We start from the raw sequence: 14,875 nt of genomic DNA on the forward strand, positions 1-14,875 counted from the left end.
TTTTTTTGTTTTAATAAAGTTTACAGGTAAATGGCCTGGTCGCCGGTATGGGCGGGTTCACTTACCACTTCCGATACACGTTTGGCAAATATGGTAACCGATTCGGTTATCCGGTTTTCTGTAATGTTAAGGTCGGGGTCTATAAAGTGGCGTTGCTTAAAAAACGATGGCTTAATATAAAAGATCCACTTATAGCTCTCATTATTATTAAGCTTATACTGCACCGTTGATTTTGGAAATTTAAGATTATAATCATCAATAAACTTTTGAAACCACTGGCCAAAGTTCATATTTGCGGTGCTTTGGCCTTTACTTTAAGCGGTTCAGGATCGTCGGTGTTTTTATACAGATCAAGTTCGAGCACCATCAGTCTGTCAAAATCCAGGTGTTCCATACTGATCTCTTCAGGCGTGCGGGATATTGCCAAACCTTGTAAATTTCGAGCGGGATGCTTAAAAAGGCAATATACCCCCACCAAAAAACCGGCGGTAATAAAAATATCAGGATACTGGTTGAAGCCCACAGGCCATATTGCATATCATTAAGCCAGTTAAATGCCAGCTTGAAAAGAAACATCCCCAGCAAGCATGATATTAAAGAAGCCACCAGGAAAAACCATTTTTTTTCAAGAAACTGATCTTCATGGTATTTGCCTGCAAGCCAGGTGTAAAATACACCCATACCTAAATATATCAGTTGACAAAATAAGTACCCCCACGGCATAAACTGCATACCTAAAAAGCCCAAAAAACCCGGAACTCCCAATATAACAGCCGTTAAAAGTAAAGTGATGATAAGGCGCCTGTTGCTTAGGTATTTGTTTTTCTTGTTCACCACCGACATGACCAGCGCGGCAATGAAGAACAGGACAGGAGCTATCAGATAACTTATAAAAAACGATTTAAGGTTCATGAGTATTAAATATGTAGGCCGGGCAGCTATCTTATATTAATTTCACTTTAGTATAATCAATTACCGATAATATTGGTTATTGTTTTGGATAGCATCAATTATTTAAATCACAAATGAGAATAAAAAAGCCTAATCAAATTGATACCGACTTTAAAGCAGCAACTATAGCGGCCGAAATTATTGAAAATGAAATGGTTATTACCGGTGATGTAATAATACTGCCCAAAGGCCCTGAAAAGCGAGCCTATGATAAGGAGATAGCAGGCATAACCGTTGATAAAAAAAGTGAAGGTAAAAAACAGGAAACCACCATTTGGGTTAACCGCGACGGCTTTTATGATATGCTGCCCGAGGGATTGTTTCACCGGCCGCCTGCTTCGAGTGTGATGATCACCGAGGAGGATATGATCAAAGATATTAAAGCCCGCCGCGAAGAAGAAAAACAAACCCGCCGCTTTTTTGCCCCATTTGAGGCCGAGCTTAACTATTTCAGAACACTGGTCGAGCTTTATGAAAACCGGCTCGACAAAAAAAATGAATACGATGAGCTGATCAATATATTTTTAAAGGAATGGCAGGAGTTTGAGTGTTTTACAAAAAAGCAGATGCTTATTTTGATACATGTTTTACCTGTAATACATGAGCAGCGCAATAATATAAATTTTGTGAGCAGTATTATTAATATGATGTTCAATGTACCTTTATCATTGCATTACAAAACGGTATACCCGAAGCAAAAAAACGATACCACTGTAAATGGCGGAACAGCCCTTGGCGCCGGTACTTTAGGTGTAAACTTTATTGCCGGGCAGGTTATTGAGGCTGAGCGAAAATTAATCATGAACATAGGCCCCGTGAGCGCCACCCGGATGCTGGAGTTTTTACCCGGCACATCTGCTGCAAAAGCTATTGACGTATTGTTATCCTACTTTATACCGTTAGGCACCGGCGTACAATTTAACCTCCTTGCCGATCCTGCCTCGCAAAAATTGGTTATAGGCGAGGAAGGGGCCAATGCTACGCTTGGCTATACTACTTATTTGGGGTGATGATGATACCAATCTCAATTTTACACCCCAGAGTATGTACGCGTCTTTTTCACAAAATAAAAATTGTCATTTAGATATAGCAGGGAAGGAACAAGCATAGGGTGAAAGAGAAATCTTCTACACCCCACAATGCAGACGTACAACAAATTTCTCACTCGTTCTTCGTTTTGAAATAACTTTCATATATAGTTACTTCTTAGCCTGCTTCAACAGCCAATTGGCAACATCATTCACTGCTTTATCATTCTCATATCCGGCAGGTAGCCTGCCGTTTACATATTCATTGTAAAGCCATGGATCGCCAACCGCTATTACTGTACCCTTACCATATTTGGCAGATGCTACGATCGTAGCACCTTCTTTGTTTTTAAGCACAGGTACGGCAGTCCCCGTTAAACCTATCGAACAGGCATCTTTCATAAAAACCTTAGTAGCTGTTTTCAATACCGGATTGTTTTTTACGTAGACAGCACCATCCTCAAAATGAGCATCATCAATTACATGGTTTTGCAGATCGTTATTGAAATGCATCCCGAATTTTGCAGCAAGGTTATTGAAATGAGGCAGCTCCACATTAACGCTGTCGTTAGCCATCATCAGCAGCACACCACCTTTTTTTACCCAGGCAGCAATTTGCTCAATATCATCTTCCTGGATATAGTTTGGGTTCGGGCTCTCCTTTTTAGTATCAGGGTCAACAATGATATAAACAGATGAACCTTTCAGGTTTTCCAATGTCGGCGCTGTGCCAAGGGTATCCAGCTTAGCGCCGCGGCTTGTAAAAGCCTCGCCAAAAATCTTGAAACCGTTATTATCCGCTTCATCCCACAGGTAATGGAACCGCTCCGACTGCCCGTTGGCACCTTTATGTACCTCATGGTTAAAATAATAATCGAGCGTTACAGTTTGGCCGCTTGCGGCAAAGCCTGCAAGGATAAATAGCGTGATGAGCGATAATCTTAGTTTCATAGTAGGTTTATTATTTGGTTAGCCTGTGGTAGATGTTATCACCATACATTTAACTTTTTTATCTATTTTCCAGGTGTTCAATTTTTTTAGGTGTAAACACTTTCACCTGTTTTCAAAAAAAAATACTGATAATCAACAAGTTAACTTTAGTAAAAATTACCTTTTTAGCAAAAATAAACACATTTCCATTGATACTCAACAAGTTAATATTTTACAAGATCAAAAATTGAACACCGTGTTTTTTTAAAAATTGAACACTTGTGTTTGTGCCCAATTTTACGGCCATATATTTCAGCGGTCATGCTGAGTGTTTAAATCCGGGGCCTCTAAAGGTGAAATGACATTTACACTACCCGTCATCCCGAATTTATTTCGGGATTCCACGCGCTGAGCGGCTATGCAAGCGGTCTTGCATGTGGGGTGCTGAAACAAGTTCAGCATGACTGTATTTTTTATTATGTCATGGGTAACTTGTTTCAGTACCCCACTCGCCAAGTAACTGTCATGTATGAAGCTGACCTTAGTTATCTTATTCCCCTAAACTCCTCCAAAAATCGAGAACCCGCCGTCGACGCAGATCATCGAACCGGTTACAAATACAGAGGCATCGCTCAGCAACCATACCAGTGCTCCTTTCAGTTCATCGGCATGGCCAAAGCGTTTAAACGGCGTTTGTTTGATCACCAGCTCGCCCCTTTGGGTATAACCGCCTTCGGGTTTGGTGAGCAGGTAACGGTTTTGTTCGGTAAGGAAAAAACCCGGTGCCAACGCGTTCATCCTTATTGCATCACCATAACGGTTAGCCAGCTCAACCGCAAACCATTGGTTATAGCAATCAACAGCGGCCTTGCCTATATTATAGCCTAATACCTTGGTTATGGCGCGTTTTGAGTTCATTGACGATATATTAACAATGCTGCCTCTACCCGTTTTCGCAATGGCTTCGCCGAAAACCTGTGTAGGGATCAGTGTACCCCAAAGGTTCAACTCCATTACTTTTTTCATGCCATCGATATTCATTTTAAAAATATCCTCGTCGGGCTGTAAAACACCTTCGGGCATGTTACCGCCCGCACCGTTCACCAGGCCATCTATCCTGCCAAAAGCTGCCAGCAATTTATCTTTGGCGGCTACCAATTCGGCCTCGTTCATTACATCGGCTACCAGTGCTATGGCTTTGCCCCCGGCTGCATTTATGGCGTTGGCACGTTCTTCTGCTACCTGGGCATTACGGCCAAGAATGCCTACCGCGCCCCCCGCCTCGACAATACCGTCTATAAATGCTTTGCCTAATATGCCGGTTCCGCCGGTTACTACAATTACTTTACCGGCTAATGAAAATTGATTCTCCACTTAAACTATATTTTTAAGGTTGATGTATAATTATTTCAGATCTGTTATAGCTATGGCGTCCATATCGGTGTAATCGAGGTTTTCGCCTGCCATACCCCAAATAAAGCTATAATTTGCCGTGCCGCTGCCCGAGTGGATGCTCCACGGCGGCGACACTACAGCATCGTAATTATCCATGGTGATATGCCTTGTTTCCTGTCCTTCGCCCATGTAATGAAAAATCTTCTGGCCTGCTGGTACATCGAAATAAAAATATGCCTCCATACGCCTGTCGTGAACGTGGGCCGGCATGGTATTCCAAACACTGCCTTCATGTAATATGGTAAGACCCATTACCAGCTGGCAGCTCCGTACACCTTCCAGGTGGATATATTTATTGATAGTGCGTTTGTTTGCCGTTGCTACCGAACCCAGTTCAACCTTAACCGCATCGGCGTGGCTAAGCAGGGTTGTTGGGTATACCGCGTGTGCCGGTGATGACAGCAGGTAAAATACAGCCGGCACTGATGGATCGGCACTTTCAAAAGTCACGCTTTTTGTCCCTTTACCAATGTACAGGCAATCAAGCTTATTCATTTCAAAGGCTTGTCCGTCGGCTCTTACTACACCGGCACCGGCTACGTTAATGATCCCGATCTCGCGTCGCTCTAAAAAATATCCGGCGCGTAGGTTCGGGTAATTTGGCAGCTCAAGTGTTTTACTTACCGGGTTGGCCATGCCAACAATCACCCTGTCGTAATGGGTATAGGTACAATTGATCTGATCGGGCTGAACCTGTTTATCTATCAAAAATCTTTCGCGTATGGTAGTGGTATCGTAGCTTTTAAAATCCGTTGGGTGGACGCTGTGTATTGTTTTCAAAGCAAATGTTGTTTTAGAAAATCTTTTGTTAATAAATACAATTCTACAATCTTATAAACGATTTCAAAAGTCATTTAAGCCTTATTTTCACTCCAACGTTATAGTGATAACACGATTACTAAACCATTTAAAAGCTAAACTATAACGTTAAAGTAAATATTTAACAGATCATATATCATTTTAATTAATTAAGCTTGTATTATTGGTACTTAATGAGCTGCCGAACCAGGGCAACGCCAATTCAATAACCGGTAAACTAATAAACTATGAAACAATTAGCAGCCTATAAAAACATCGCGCTACTAACCGTCTTTTTACTTATTGCAGGCATTGCTAATGCCCAGCAGCAGGAGTTTACAGCTAAAAGCGCAAAAACATGGGTAAAAAGCCGCATCTGGGCTAATGGGTTAAAGCTTAAATTAAACTCCTCAACCAATAACCTCGAATTTGCAAAACAATATGCCGCAAATAAAGCGGTATGGGATAAGGCTTTTGAATTTCTGCGCGAACGCAATCTTGATCAGATAGCTCCCGGTAAATATCCTATAGATGGCGATAATGTTTATGCATCCGTTACAGAAGGCCCTTCCAAAGAGTTTGAACAATCGGCCTGGGAATCGCACCAAAACTATATCGACCTGCAATATGTGATCACAGGCAAGGAAAAGATCGGTGTCGCCCCTATTGAAAGCCTTACCGTTACCAAACCCTATGACCCGGCTAAAGACGGTGCCAACTATAGCGGCGAGGGTAAATACTACACCGCCACTCCCAACGAGTTTTTCCTGTTTTTCCCCAGCGATGGTCACCGGCCTAATATCAAGGTTGATGGTTATGATAAGGTGAAGAAATTGGTTGTTAAGATAAAAGTGGTGAAGTAAATTTTTTCATGTCATTGCGAGGAGGAACGACGAAGCAATCGCATGCTATACAGAGTGGCCCTGCTTCCGCGCGATTGCCGCGCTACGCTCGATGACACTTTTTTGCCTACCTACACCTGCACCGTTTTCACCAGCTTTCGCACATCAAATCCCTGATTGGCAGCCTGTACCACCAACTGATTATAGATCTGTTCATCAAGTGTTGAACGGCGGCTCAGGATCCATAAGTAATTTCTATTCGGATGCCCCACCATGGCATAGCTGTAATCATCAGCCAAAGCAATGATCCAGTATTTACCTTTAAATGGCCACTGAAATTGTACTTCCAACTTTGCGTTACTTGTCTTATCAACAACAACAGCACTGCCCTCGGCAATTTTTATCTTATTATCTTTTATACAACGGTTTTTAACAATGATACTACCATCTTTTGCTAAACCATACGCTGCCGAAGTAAAACTGCAACCCGACTCAAACCATTGCGGGAAAGCGGCAATTTCAAACCAGGAACCAACATATTTTTTCAAATCAACATAAGGAACAGTTTCAAGCGGTTTGCAGCGGGCTGCCTGTAAAGCTAAAGCAGTTAAACCTAATGCTACAGAGGTTGCAATGATCTCTTTCTTCATAAACCAATAACGCCTGTTATGCCCAAAAAGTTTAAAACAAAAGCATATTAACGACAGCCAAACGCCATATCATTATTTAATTACCTTTGCGCCAAAGCATTATTTTAATAACATGCCCGGTAAAACAAAGATCAGTATTTTAGGCTGCGGCTGGTACGGCAGCGCATTGGCTAAAGCGTTAATTGCCGATGGCATGCAGGTAAAAGGCTCAACCACTTCTACCGCAAAAATGGATAACCTGGCTGCTTTGGGCATCCGGCCCTATGTAGTTAACTTTTCGCCGGGTGAGGAAATATATGATGCCGATTTTTTTGATTGCGATGTTTTGTGGATAGCCATTCCGCCCAAAAGCCGCAGCGGTGAGGGTGATATTTTTTTACAGAAGGTTAAAGGCATTGTCCATGCCATAAAAAGGTTTGCTATACAGCAAGTGATTTTCGTCAGCTCCACAGGGGTTTATGCCGATAACAACAGGCACGTGAATGAACAAACCGATCCACAGCCCAATACGGAAGCCGGCAGGATATTATTTGAAGCTGAGAACCTTTTCCGTGCTGAGGATGGCTTTAAAACAACCATCATCCGTTTTGCAGGGTTGATTGGCCCCGGACGCAATCCCGGCAGATTTTTTGCCGGTAAAAAGGAGATCCCTAACGGTGACGCGCCAGTGAACCTCATCCATCTTGATGATTGTATCGGCATTAGCAAAGCGATATTGGCGAAAGAGGCATTCGGTTATCTTTTTAACGGATGCTCGCCGGTTCACCCTGCTAAGGCTGATTTTTACACACAGGCTGCTCTTGACTCGGGCTTTGAAAAGCCGGAGTTTATAAGGGAGTTGAAGGAATGGAAAGTTGTGGAGAGTATAAACGTTGGACCGGTATTAGCTTATCAATACCAGGTCTTGATTTAATGACGCAGGTTTAAGCGTCCACGCTTGAACCATCTCAAAGCGTGAGCGTCCACGCTCACATCTAACAAATAGTAAGCGTGGACGCTTGAACTCAAAAGCCTTAAAACACCGGCGCTTTCGCCTTATTACCCATCACAAATACCGCCTTCCCCCCTTTCATAATATCCTTATGTGTAATATATTCTTTGGGGTAAGGTTTACCATTTAAGCTGATGTTTTGCACATATTTATTCTCTTCGGATAGCCCCTTTGCTTCTATCACAAAACTTTTGCCGCCAGGTAAAGCAATGCTAACCCTATCTAATAGCGGCGCACCAAAAACATAACGGCCATCTGCCGGATTAACGGGATAAAAACCCATAGCAGTAAAGATATACCAGGCCGACATTTGTCCGCAGTCATCATTCCCAGAGAGGCCATCGGGTTTGTTTATATAAAACTGGTCGGCAATTTGCCTTACCAGTTCCTGTGTTTTGGCAGGGTTCCCGGCAAGCGTGTACAAATAAGCCACATGATGGTTAGGTTCGTTGCCATGTGCATACTGGCCTATTAACCCGGTAACATCAAGCGTTGAGCCTTTTCCAAACACTTTTGAATCCATAGTAAACAATGAATCCAGCTTGCCCGAAAATGATTTTTTGCCGCCCATAAGTTTAATCAAACCCGGAATATCATGCTGAACCTGCCAGGTATATTGCCAGGCATTGCCTTCGGTATAGTCACCACCAATGGCCAGTTGGCCACTATCTAAATTGGCAAAAGGCTGTACCCATTCGCCATTTGATTTTCGGCCACGCATCAAACGCGTGCTTTTATCAAACAGGCTATTATAAAACAGAGATCGTTTGATGAAATAATTGTAGTCACTTTGTTTGTTCAGCGCCTTGGCTAATTGAGCGGCGCACCAATCGTCGTAAGCGGCCTCCAGTGTACGGGAAACAGCTTCGCGTTTTACAGTATCTGATGGCAGGTAGCCATAACGCAGATATAGGCTCCAATCGTATTTTGGATTTTTATTATGTGTGAGCGTGTTTTTAATGGCAGCAAATGCCTTTTGCCGATCAAAACCTTTAATCCCTTTCAGCGCGGCATCTACAATTACCGGTACGGCATGGTTACCGATCATGGCGTAGCTTTCCTTACCCCACAGCGTCCAGATTGGCAGCATACCTGCCACGTCGTTGTGTTGTAACATGCTCTCTACCATTTGCCCGTCTTTTTCAGGACAAATAATAGTATACAGTGGATGGGCGGCCCTGTAAGTATCCCATAATGAAAGCGTAGAATAGAAAACTTTATCAGCGGGTCGGTGCACCAGGCTGTTGGCCCCGCGATATTGACCGTCAACATCCGCAATGTTGTTAGGCTGGATCAAGGCGTGGTACAGGCTGGTATAAAATGCTATTTTCTCTTTTTTGCTGCCTTCGGCTTTAAGTTTACCAAGATTATTTTCCCATGTACGGGCTGCTTCCGTTTTTACCTGTTCAAATGTTTTGTGCTGTGTTTCGGCCAGCAGGTTTTTACGCGCACCGGCAATACTTACGCCCGATACCCCAACTTTAGCTTCAATAGTTTCACCGGGTTTCAGATCGAAATCCAATATTAAGCGGCGTTTATTATCGCCATCAATAAAATGCTGTCCGGTAAACGGGCGGTTAAAAACAGCCGTGAAATATACTTTTTTATCTACCCATTGGCTGGTGAAGGCATAACCACTGATAGTTATTTTGCTATCGATAGTGATCTCCCCGTCAGAAACATGCTCAGCCAATTGCTCCGGGCTATCAACCAGTCCGCTTTGCATATCAACAAGCAAATGTGCTTTACCGGCTTTTGTAAAAGTATACCGGTGCAAACCAGTATGGGCAGAAGCAGTTAGTTGAGCCTTAATATTGTTATCGCCCAAAATCACTTCATAATAACCGGGCGATGCTTTTTCTTCCTGATGAGAAAATTTGCTTTGAAACTTTTGAGGTTGATCGCCCTGAAAGGGAAAAAACAGCACATCTCCTAAATCAACACCACCTGTACCGCTTAAATGGGTATGCGCGAAACCGGTGATCACGTTATCTTCGTAACGATATCCCGAGCAGTAGTTCCAACCAAAATTCCCGGTCTCAGGACTAAGCTGAACCATACCAAAAGGCACCGTAGCGCCCGGAAAGGTATGCCCTGTTGCGGAAGTGCCAATGAAGGTGTTTACGTATTTATTATACGATTGCGCATTAACCTCAACAGCCAAAGTCAACACTAATAAAACGGCAATCAGCTTTTTCATGACCTTTTACTATTTATATTCAATTGTCTTTTTTAACACAACATCTTCGGCCGAGCGTGCTATCATCACATCAAATGTACCGGGTTCGGTTACCTGTTTCATTTGATTATTCCAGATAGCGATATCTTCGGGCTTTACCGTAAATTTAACTGTTTTGGTTTCGCCGGGTTTAAGGTTGATCTTGTCAAAACCCTTGAGGGCCATTACAGGCGTAGTTACCGAATTTACCTTATTGCCCAGGTACATTTGTACCACTTCCTTACCGGCCATGCTGCCGCTGTTGGTTACATCTACCGAAACCGTTATAGTCTCATTTTTTCCGAACGACGCTGCCGATACCTTCAGATTACTGTATTTAAATGAAGTATAGCTCAACCCATAACCAAAGGGAAACAGCGCATCCGGCGATGAAAAAACATAGTCTTGTCCCGGTTTTTCGGTTGAACCCGGATTATGATAAAAACCTTTGTTGGATGCCACATGATTATAAAAAACCGGGATATGCCCGGTTGACTGCGGGATAGATACCGTAAGCCTGCCTGATGGGTTTACCTTTCCGAACAGGACATTGGCAATGGCATTTCCTCCCCTTTCGCCGGGATACCAGGCCTCCACAATAGCCGGGATATTTTCTTTTTCCCAACTGATGCTTTGCGGCCGGCCGTGTACCAGTACCAAAATTACGGGTTTACCTGTTTTATAAACAGCCTGCAACAGTTCACGTTGTACACCATCGGGATCAATGTCGGTTACATCATAACCTTCGCCGCAGGTGAATGGGTCTTTAGGCTCGCTTTCGGGTGCATGCCCGTTCCAGCCAACACCGGAGAATACCACGCTGGTGGTGCCCAAAACTACTATTACGGCATCACTGTTTTTTGCAGCCGTGATGGCTTCGGCAAAGCCGCTTTTGTCCGGGCCCGACAGGGCACAGCCTTTAGCATAATTGATCTTTATTTTATTGCCGGTCAACTGTTTTATGCCAGCAAGCACTGTTGTGCCCGAGCGGCTGTCGCGGGTTGAACTGTAATCGCCATACTGAACCTGGTTGGCATTAGGGCCGATTACCGCCAGCGATTTCAGGCTGTTCATATTGAGCGGTAAAAGCTGCTTATCGTTTTTGAGCAGGATGATCGATTCCTCTGCTATTTGCTGCGACAGGGCGATATGAGCAGGCGTGTGTACCCGTTTCTTTAGCGCTGATGTATCGGGCAATGCCTTTTCAAACAAACCTGCTTTAAATTTTATAGTAAGGATACGGGCAACAGCGCTATCAACCAACGCTTCTTTTACTTTTCCGCTTTTCACCAGGCCAATCAGTTTATTATACACATCGGGGCTTGGCGCTTCCAGGTCAACTCCGGCGTTCAGGCCAATTGGAGCAGCGCCTTCGGCGTCCTTAGCAATATGATGAAAAGTGTATAAATGTTTTAAACCTTCATAGTCCGAAAATACATAGCCTTTAAAACCCCACTCCTCCCGCAATATGGTTTGCAGCAGGAAATGGTTGGCATGTGCAGGCACACCGTCAATTTCGTTGTAGGCCGGCATCACGGCATAAATATTTGCCTTTAGCACGGCATCTTTAAAAGGCGGCAAAAACATCGACCGTAGCTCCCTTTCCCCTACTAATGCCGGGGCTAAATTGATACCTGCCACAGGGATGCTGTAGGCCGCGAAATGCTTGGCCGTGCACATCACTTTGTCTTTACCAATACCGTTTATTGTTTGCGAAGGATCACCCTGCATCCCAATTACAAACGATGTACCCATCCTGCTTACGAGATATGGATCTTCGGCATAACATTCCTCATTACGGCCATAACGCGGGTCGCGGATGAGATCGAACAAAGGCGAAAGCGCCTGGTCAACTCCTGACGAGGACGCTTCATAAGCGATTACCGAACCCATTTTTTCAATCAGCGCCGGGTTCCAGGTGCTGCCCTGTGCTATAGCCTGCGGAAAAATGGTTGCCCCTGCGGCCAGTTGCCCGTGCAGACATTCTCCTATTTGGATGGGTGGGATACCAAGTCTTGTTTTTTCTTTAGCATATTTTTTTGCAGCGATTGAGAGCGATGCTATATCATTGATATTGGTAAAAGGGCTTTCGCAAACACCGTAAGCAATTGGGTTTTGCATGGAGCCTTTTAACGAATTCATGCTCATCTGGCCCACTTTTTCTTCCAGCGTCATGCGGCTTAGCAAGTCTTTTACCCGCTCGGCTACAGGCGCTTCAGGCTTTTTGTAAATCTGCGCGCTGGCAATATTTATTACAAAAGCAAACGCGGTAAACAGGCATAATTTCTTTTGCATAGTATCCAGATATTTAATTTTCAAATGTAGAGACGCATCACATGCGTCCCCAACATGCAAAGCATCGTTGCTTGTCCTCCTCGCCGTTGTTGGTGTTGTCACCAACAACTTTTCATGCGGCATTTCAGAAAATAAAAATCATAGGAGTTGTTGGTGACAACACCAACAACGGCATATTTTCATCATGTTCCCTCAGGGTCTCTCGCAGAGGACCCTGAGGTCCTTTGCGTTCTAAACATTTACCAGGATAAAGAACATGTCATTGCGAGCGTAGCGCGGCAATCTCGTAGCCAATGCATGTCCGCTCTGTATAACTACGAGATTGCTTCGTCGTTCCCCCTCGCAATGACATGGTTTTTTAAACCAATAATTTCAACTGATCTGCATCTTCCGTACACTTATGATGTTGTCACCAACAACGGCATAGAAACCGATTTTATCCCCTCAATGCATCAAATAAAACTTAGGATAAAGCTTCTCCCCTCCGGCTACCTTCAATTCTATCAGGGTTTGATTCTCATTAGCTTTATCAGCCATGTAATGTCCGCTTAAAGCATAGATGCCTTTTTTCAAATGTAATAGAGCTTTTTGCGGTTCTACATAAGTGTTCAGCCCGGGTTTAATTACCGGTACTTCATCCAAAAACAAAGCAGGACTAACCTCAAAACCGGTAGTTAATTCATAATCCGCTTCCTTGCCTATTTTGATAAAGCCTTTAATTTTAACCCAATTGATAAAACCTTCGGTTGCAATTTTAACGGGTACAATCAGGCTTGTTTCGCCGGTTTCCGTTGGCTTTTCATTTCCCAGCTTATCTATATCGCGTTCCCTCGTTTTAAAAACCTCGTAAGCCATACTGGTTTTGAGGTTAGCAACTTTTTCATGTGCATGCTTGATATTCACCCGCCTAATGCTGGCCATTTGGCGAATGTGCTGATCATTCAATGTCCAGGTGGTGAAGGTTCTTAAACCGATGCTGTCTTTTAAGGGTACATTGATATTTACCGGGAAAGGTACAGCCGGGCTATGGGCATCCGGCATTTTACCGTTTAACGCGTACCGAACTTTAGCTCCTTTCAGCGGGTAGCTCAGCGTTAGTTTAAACCGGCTTTTATTGGTAATTACGTTGTCTACGCCGTCAATATCAGGCAGGCGGGCATTGAAATCCCACAACTTAAACAGGCCATACTGGTTTTTCATTTTCCTGCCAAAGCGCTCCGGGTCTTTTTCATTTTTCGGGCTCCAGGTGAGTTCGGCTACGGCGAGGGCACGGGGGTAAACCATGTATTGCAGGTGCTGCGCGTTGGGCACCTTTTCGTTCCAGATATTGCCCTGGGCACCTAAGATATACTCGGCTTCGGCATTAGTGAGTTCTTTTGATTGCGGCTCATAATTGTACACCATTTGCCAGGTAACCGGCGGGTTCCAGCCTATAGGCTCCAGGTCCTCGTTGGCCTGCGGGGCATCAAAGTACATGTATGGCAGCGGCGTCATTACTACGTGATGATGCATCCTGGCGGCAGCTATCCCTCCTGCTTCGCCCTGCCAGCTCATTACTGTCGCTGACTCGGCAAGGCCACCCTCCAAAATCTCGTCCCAACCAACCAATTTCTTATTTCTCGACAGCAGGAACCTTTCTATCCGTTTAATAAAATAACTCTGTACTTCTTTTTCGCTTTTCAGGTGCTCACGTTTCATGAGTGCGACTGCTGTAGGGCTTTTGAGCCAATCGGCCATTTCAGCCTCATCACCGCCAATGTGAATGTATTGGTTCGGGAACAGTGCTATCACCTCGCTTAACACATCTTCCATAAATTTGAAAGTATATTCACTCGGGTCAAGCATCCGCACACGGTGTTTAGCCCCTGTCGAATCCTGGCAGCCCAGTTGCGGGTAAGCAAAAATAGCAGCCTCGCTATGGCCCGGCATTTCAATTTCGGGCAGGATGGTCACAAATCTGTCCTGCGCATATTTAATCACATCCTTAATTTCATCCTTGGTATAAAAACCATCGCGACCGTCATCTATCAGGTTGTCCAGTTTGCGGAATTCGCCGCGTTTGGCATAGTAGCTGATCCTGGCGCCAACTTCGGTAAGGCGCGGATATTTATCAATCTGGATACGCCAACCTTCATCATCAGTTAAATGCCAGTGAAAAGTATTGAGTTTGTAATGTGCCATTACGTCAATGTATTTTTTTACTTCATCAACTGTAAAAAAATGGCGGCTTACATCAAGGCTCAGACCACGCCAGCCAAAACGTGGCTGATCGGCTATGGTACAGGCGGCAACTTTTAGGGGCGCTGCTTTATCTGTCGGCAACAATTGAATTAGTGATTGTACCCCGTAAAAAACACCAGCTCCGCTGCCGCTGATACTTACCGATGCGGGATTTACATTCATGGTGTAGGCACTCTCAGCATTTGACCAAACATTGTTTAACCTGATGGCTGTTTTGGCAGGGATCTTTTCAAAAACTTTTACAGTTGTTTGCAGGCCGTAATTTAGATTAAGGTAATCCTTCAGGTATTTGCCTATTGGTTCGGTCTCTTTATTAACCCCGATCACCGCATTGTTACTTAAAATAAAACTACCCTTACCTGCCTTTAAACTTACCGGCTGCGGGATGATATGAAACTGTGCGTTTACCGTTATTGCCAATAAAAGCAGTGAGGTGAATAGTAAAATATGTTTAAAAGATAGTGTTTTCTTCATTT

General features: G+C 44.0%; 13 protein-coding genes. 3 read left to right on the plus strand and 10 right to left on the minus strand.

Annotated elements, in window-relative coordinates:
* Positions 1–20: 20 nt before the first annotated feature.
* The 3 genes from DIU38_RS34475 to DIU38_RS34485 are packed head-to-tail and all read right to left on the minus strand — an operon-like array spanning position 21 to position 912.
* A complete protein-coding gene (locus DIU38_RS34475; protein ID WP_262714336.1) occupies positions 21–290 on the minus strand; it encodes a TssN family type VI secretion system protein in 270 nt (89 codons plus the stop codon).
* Entirely contained in the window at positions 287–394 is a 108-nt protein-coding gene (locus DIU38_RS34480) for a TssN family type VI secretion system protein (RefSeq protein ID WP_262714337.1), read from the minus strand. The genes DIU38_RS34475 and DIU38_RS34480 overlap by 4 nt, the downstream gene beginning before the upstream one ends.
* Positions 367–912 carry a TssN family type VI secretion system protein gene (locus tag DIU38_RS34485; protein WP_262714338.1) on the minus strand — a complete coding sequence of 182 codons (546 nt, stop codon included), beginning with the start codon at positions 910–912 and terminating at the stop codon, positions 367–369. The genes DIU38_RS34480 and DIU38_RS34485 overlap by 28 nt, the downstream gene beginning before the upstream one ends.
* 113 nt (positions 913–1,025) lie before the next feature.
* On the opposite strand from DIU38_RS34485, the gene DIU38_RS18280 reads away from it, so the two are divergent.
* Positions 1,026–1,961: a type VI secretion system baseplate subunit TssG gene (locus DIU38_RS18280; RefSeq protein WP_112654750.1), complete on the plus strand. Its 936-nt coding sequence runs from the start codon at positions 1,026–1,028 to the stop codon at positions 1,959–1,961.
* A 189-nt stretch (positions 1,962–2,150) separates the two neighbouring features.
* On the opposite strand, the gene DIU38_RS18285 is transcribed toward DIU38_RS18280, so the two are convergent.
* The 3 genes from DIU38_RS18285 to kduI form a co-directional block, all read right to left on the minus strand.
* Entirely contained in the window at positions 2,151–2,930 is a 780-nt protein-coding gene (locus DIU38_RS18285) for a DUF4350 domain-containing protein (RefSeq protein ID WP_112654751.1), read from the minus strand.
* Positions 2,931–3,467: 537 nt separating this feature from the next.
* Entirely contained in the window at positions 3,468–4,283 is an 816-nt protein-coding gene (locus DIU38_RS18290; RefSeq protein WP_112654753.1) for an SDR family oxidoreductase, read from the minus strand.
* A 30-nt stretch (positions 4,284–4,313) separates the two neighbouring features.
* Positions 4,314–5,144: a 5-dehydro-4-deoxy-D-glucuronate isomerase gene (kduI, locus tag DIU38_RS18295; RefSeq protein WP_112654754.1), complete on the minus strand. Its 831-nt coding sequence runs from the start codon at positions 5,142–5,144 to the stop codon at positions 4,314–4,316.
* Positions 5,145–5,410: 266 nt separating this feature from the next.
* Between kduI and DIU38_RS18300 the strand changes: the two genes are divergently transcribed.
* Positions 5,411–6,025 carry a YhcH/YjgK/YiaL family protein gene (locus DIU38_RS18300; protein WP_112654755.1) on the plus strand — a complete coding sequence of 205 codons (615 nt, stop codon included), beginning with the start codon at positions 5,411–5,413 and terminating at the stop codon, positions 6,023–6,025.
* 110 nt (positions 6,026–6,135) lie between these two features.
* On the opposite strand, the gene DIU38_RS18305 is transcribed toward DIU38_RS18300, so the two are convergent.
* Entirely contained in the window at positions 6,136–6,654 is a 519-nt protein-coding gene (locus DIU38_RS18305; RefSeq protein ID WP_112654756.1) for a lipocalin family protein, read from the minus strand.
* A 112-nt stretch (positions 6,655–6,766) separates the two neighbouring features.
* Here DIU38_RS18305 and DIU38_RS18310 point away from each other — a divergent pair, with 112 nt between their 5' ends.
* Positions 6,767–7,567, plus strand: coding sequence for an SDR family oxidoreductase (locus DIU38_RS18310; protein WP_112654757.1), 801 nt, complete (start codon positions 6,767–6,769; stop codon positions 7,565–7,567).
* Positions 7,568–7,667: 100 nt separating this feature from the next.
* Here the strand turns inward: DIU38_RS18310 and DIU38_RS18315 are convergent, their stop codons facing one another.
* The 3 genes from DIU38_RS18315 to DIU38_RS18325 all read right to left on the minus strand — a co-directional run bounded on the left by DIU38_RS18315 (position 7,668) and on the right by DIU38_RS18325 (position 14,873).
* Complete coding sequence (locus DIU38_RS18315) at positions 7,668–9,845, minus strand: GH92 family glycosyl hydrolase (RefSeq protein ID WP_112654758.1); 2,178 nt, start codon at positions 9,843–9,845, stop codon at positions 7,668–7,670.
* A 9-nt stretch (positions 9,846–9,854) separates the two neighbouring features.
* Positions 9,855–12,158 (minus strand): glycoside hydrolase family 3 N-terminal domain-containing protein, encoded by a 2,304-nt coding sequence (locus tag DIU38_RS18320; RefSeq protein WP_167516223.1) that lies wholly within the window; start codon positions 12,156–12,158, stop codon positions 9,855–9,857.
* A gap of 444 nt (positions 12,159–12,602) precedes the next feature.
* The gene (locus tag DIU38_RS18325) at positions 12,603–14,873 is read right to left on the minus strand and encodes a beta-N-acetylhexosaminidase (protein ID WP_112654760.1); all 2,271 of its coding nucleotides are present in this window, start codon (positions 14,871–14,873) and stop codon (positions 12,603–12,605) included.
* Positions 14,874–14,875: the final 2 nt, after the last annotated feature.

The organism is Mucilaginibacter metallidurans, from assembly GCF_003286435.2.
Taxonomy (GTDB): domain Bacteria; phylum Bacteroidota; class Bacteroidia; order Sphingobacteriales; family Sphingobacteriaceae; genus Mucilaginibacter; species Mucilaginibacter gossypii.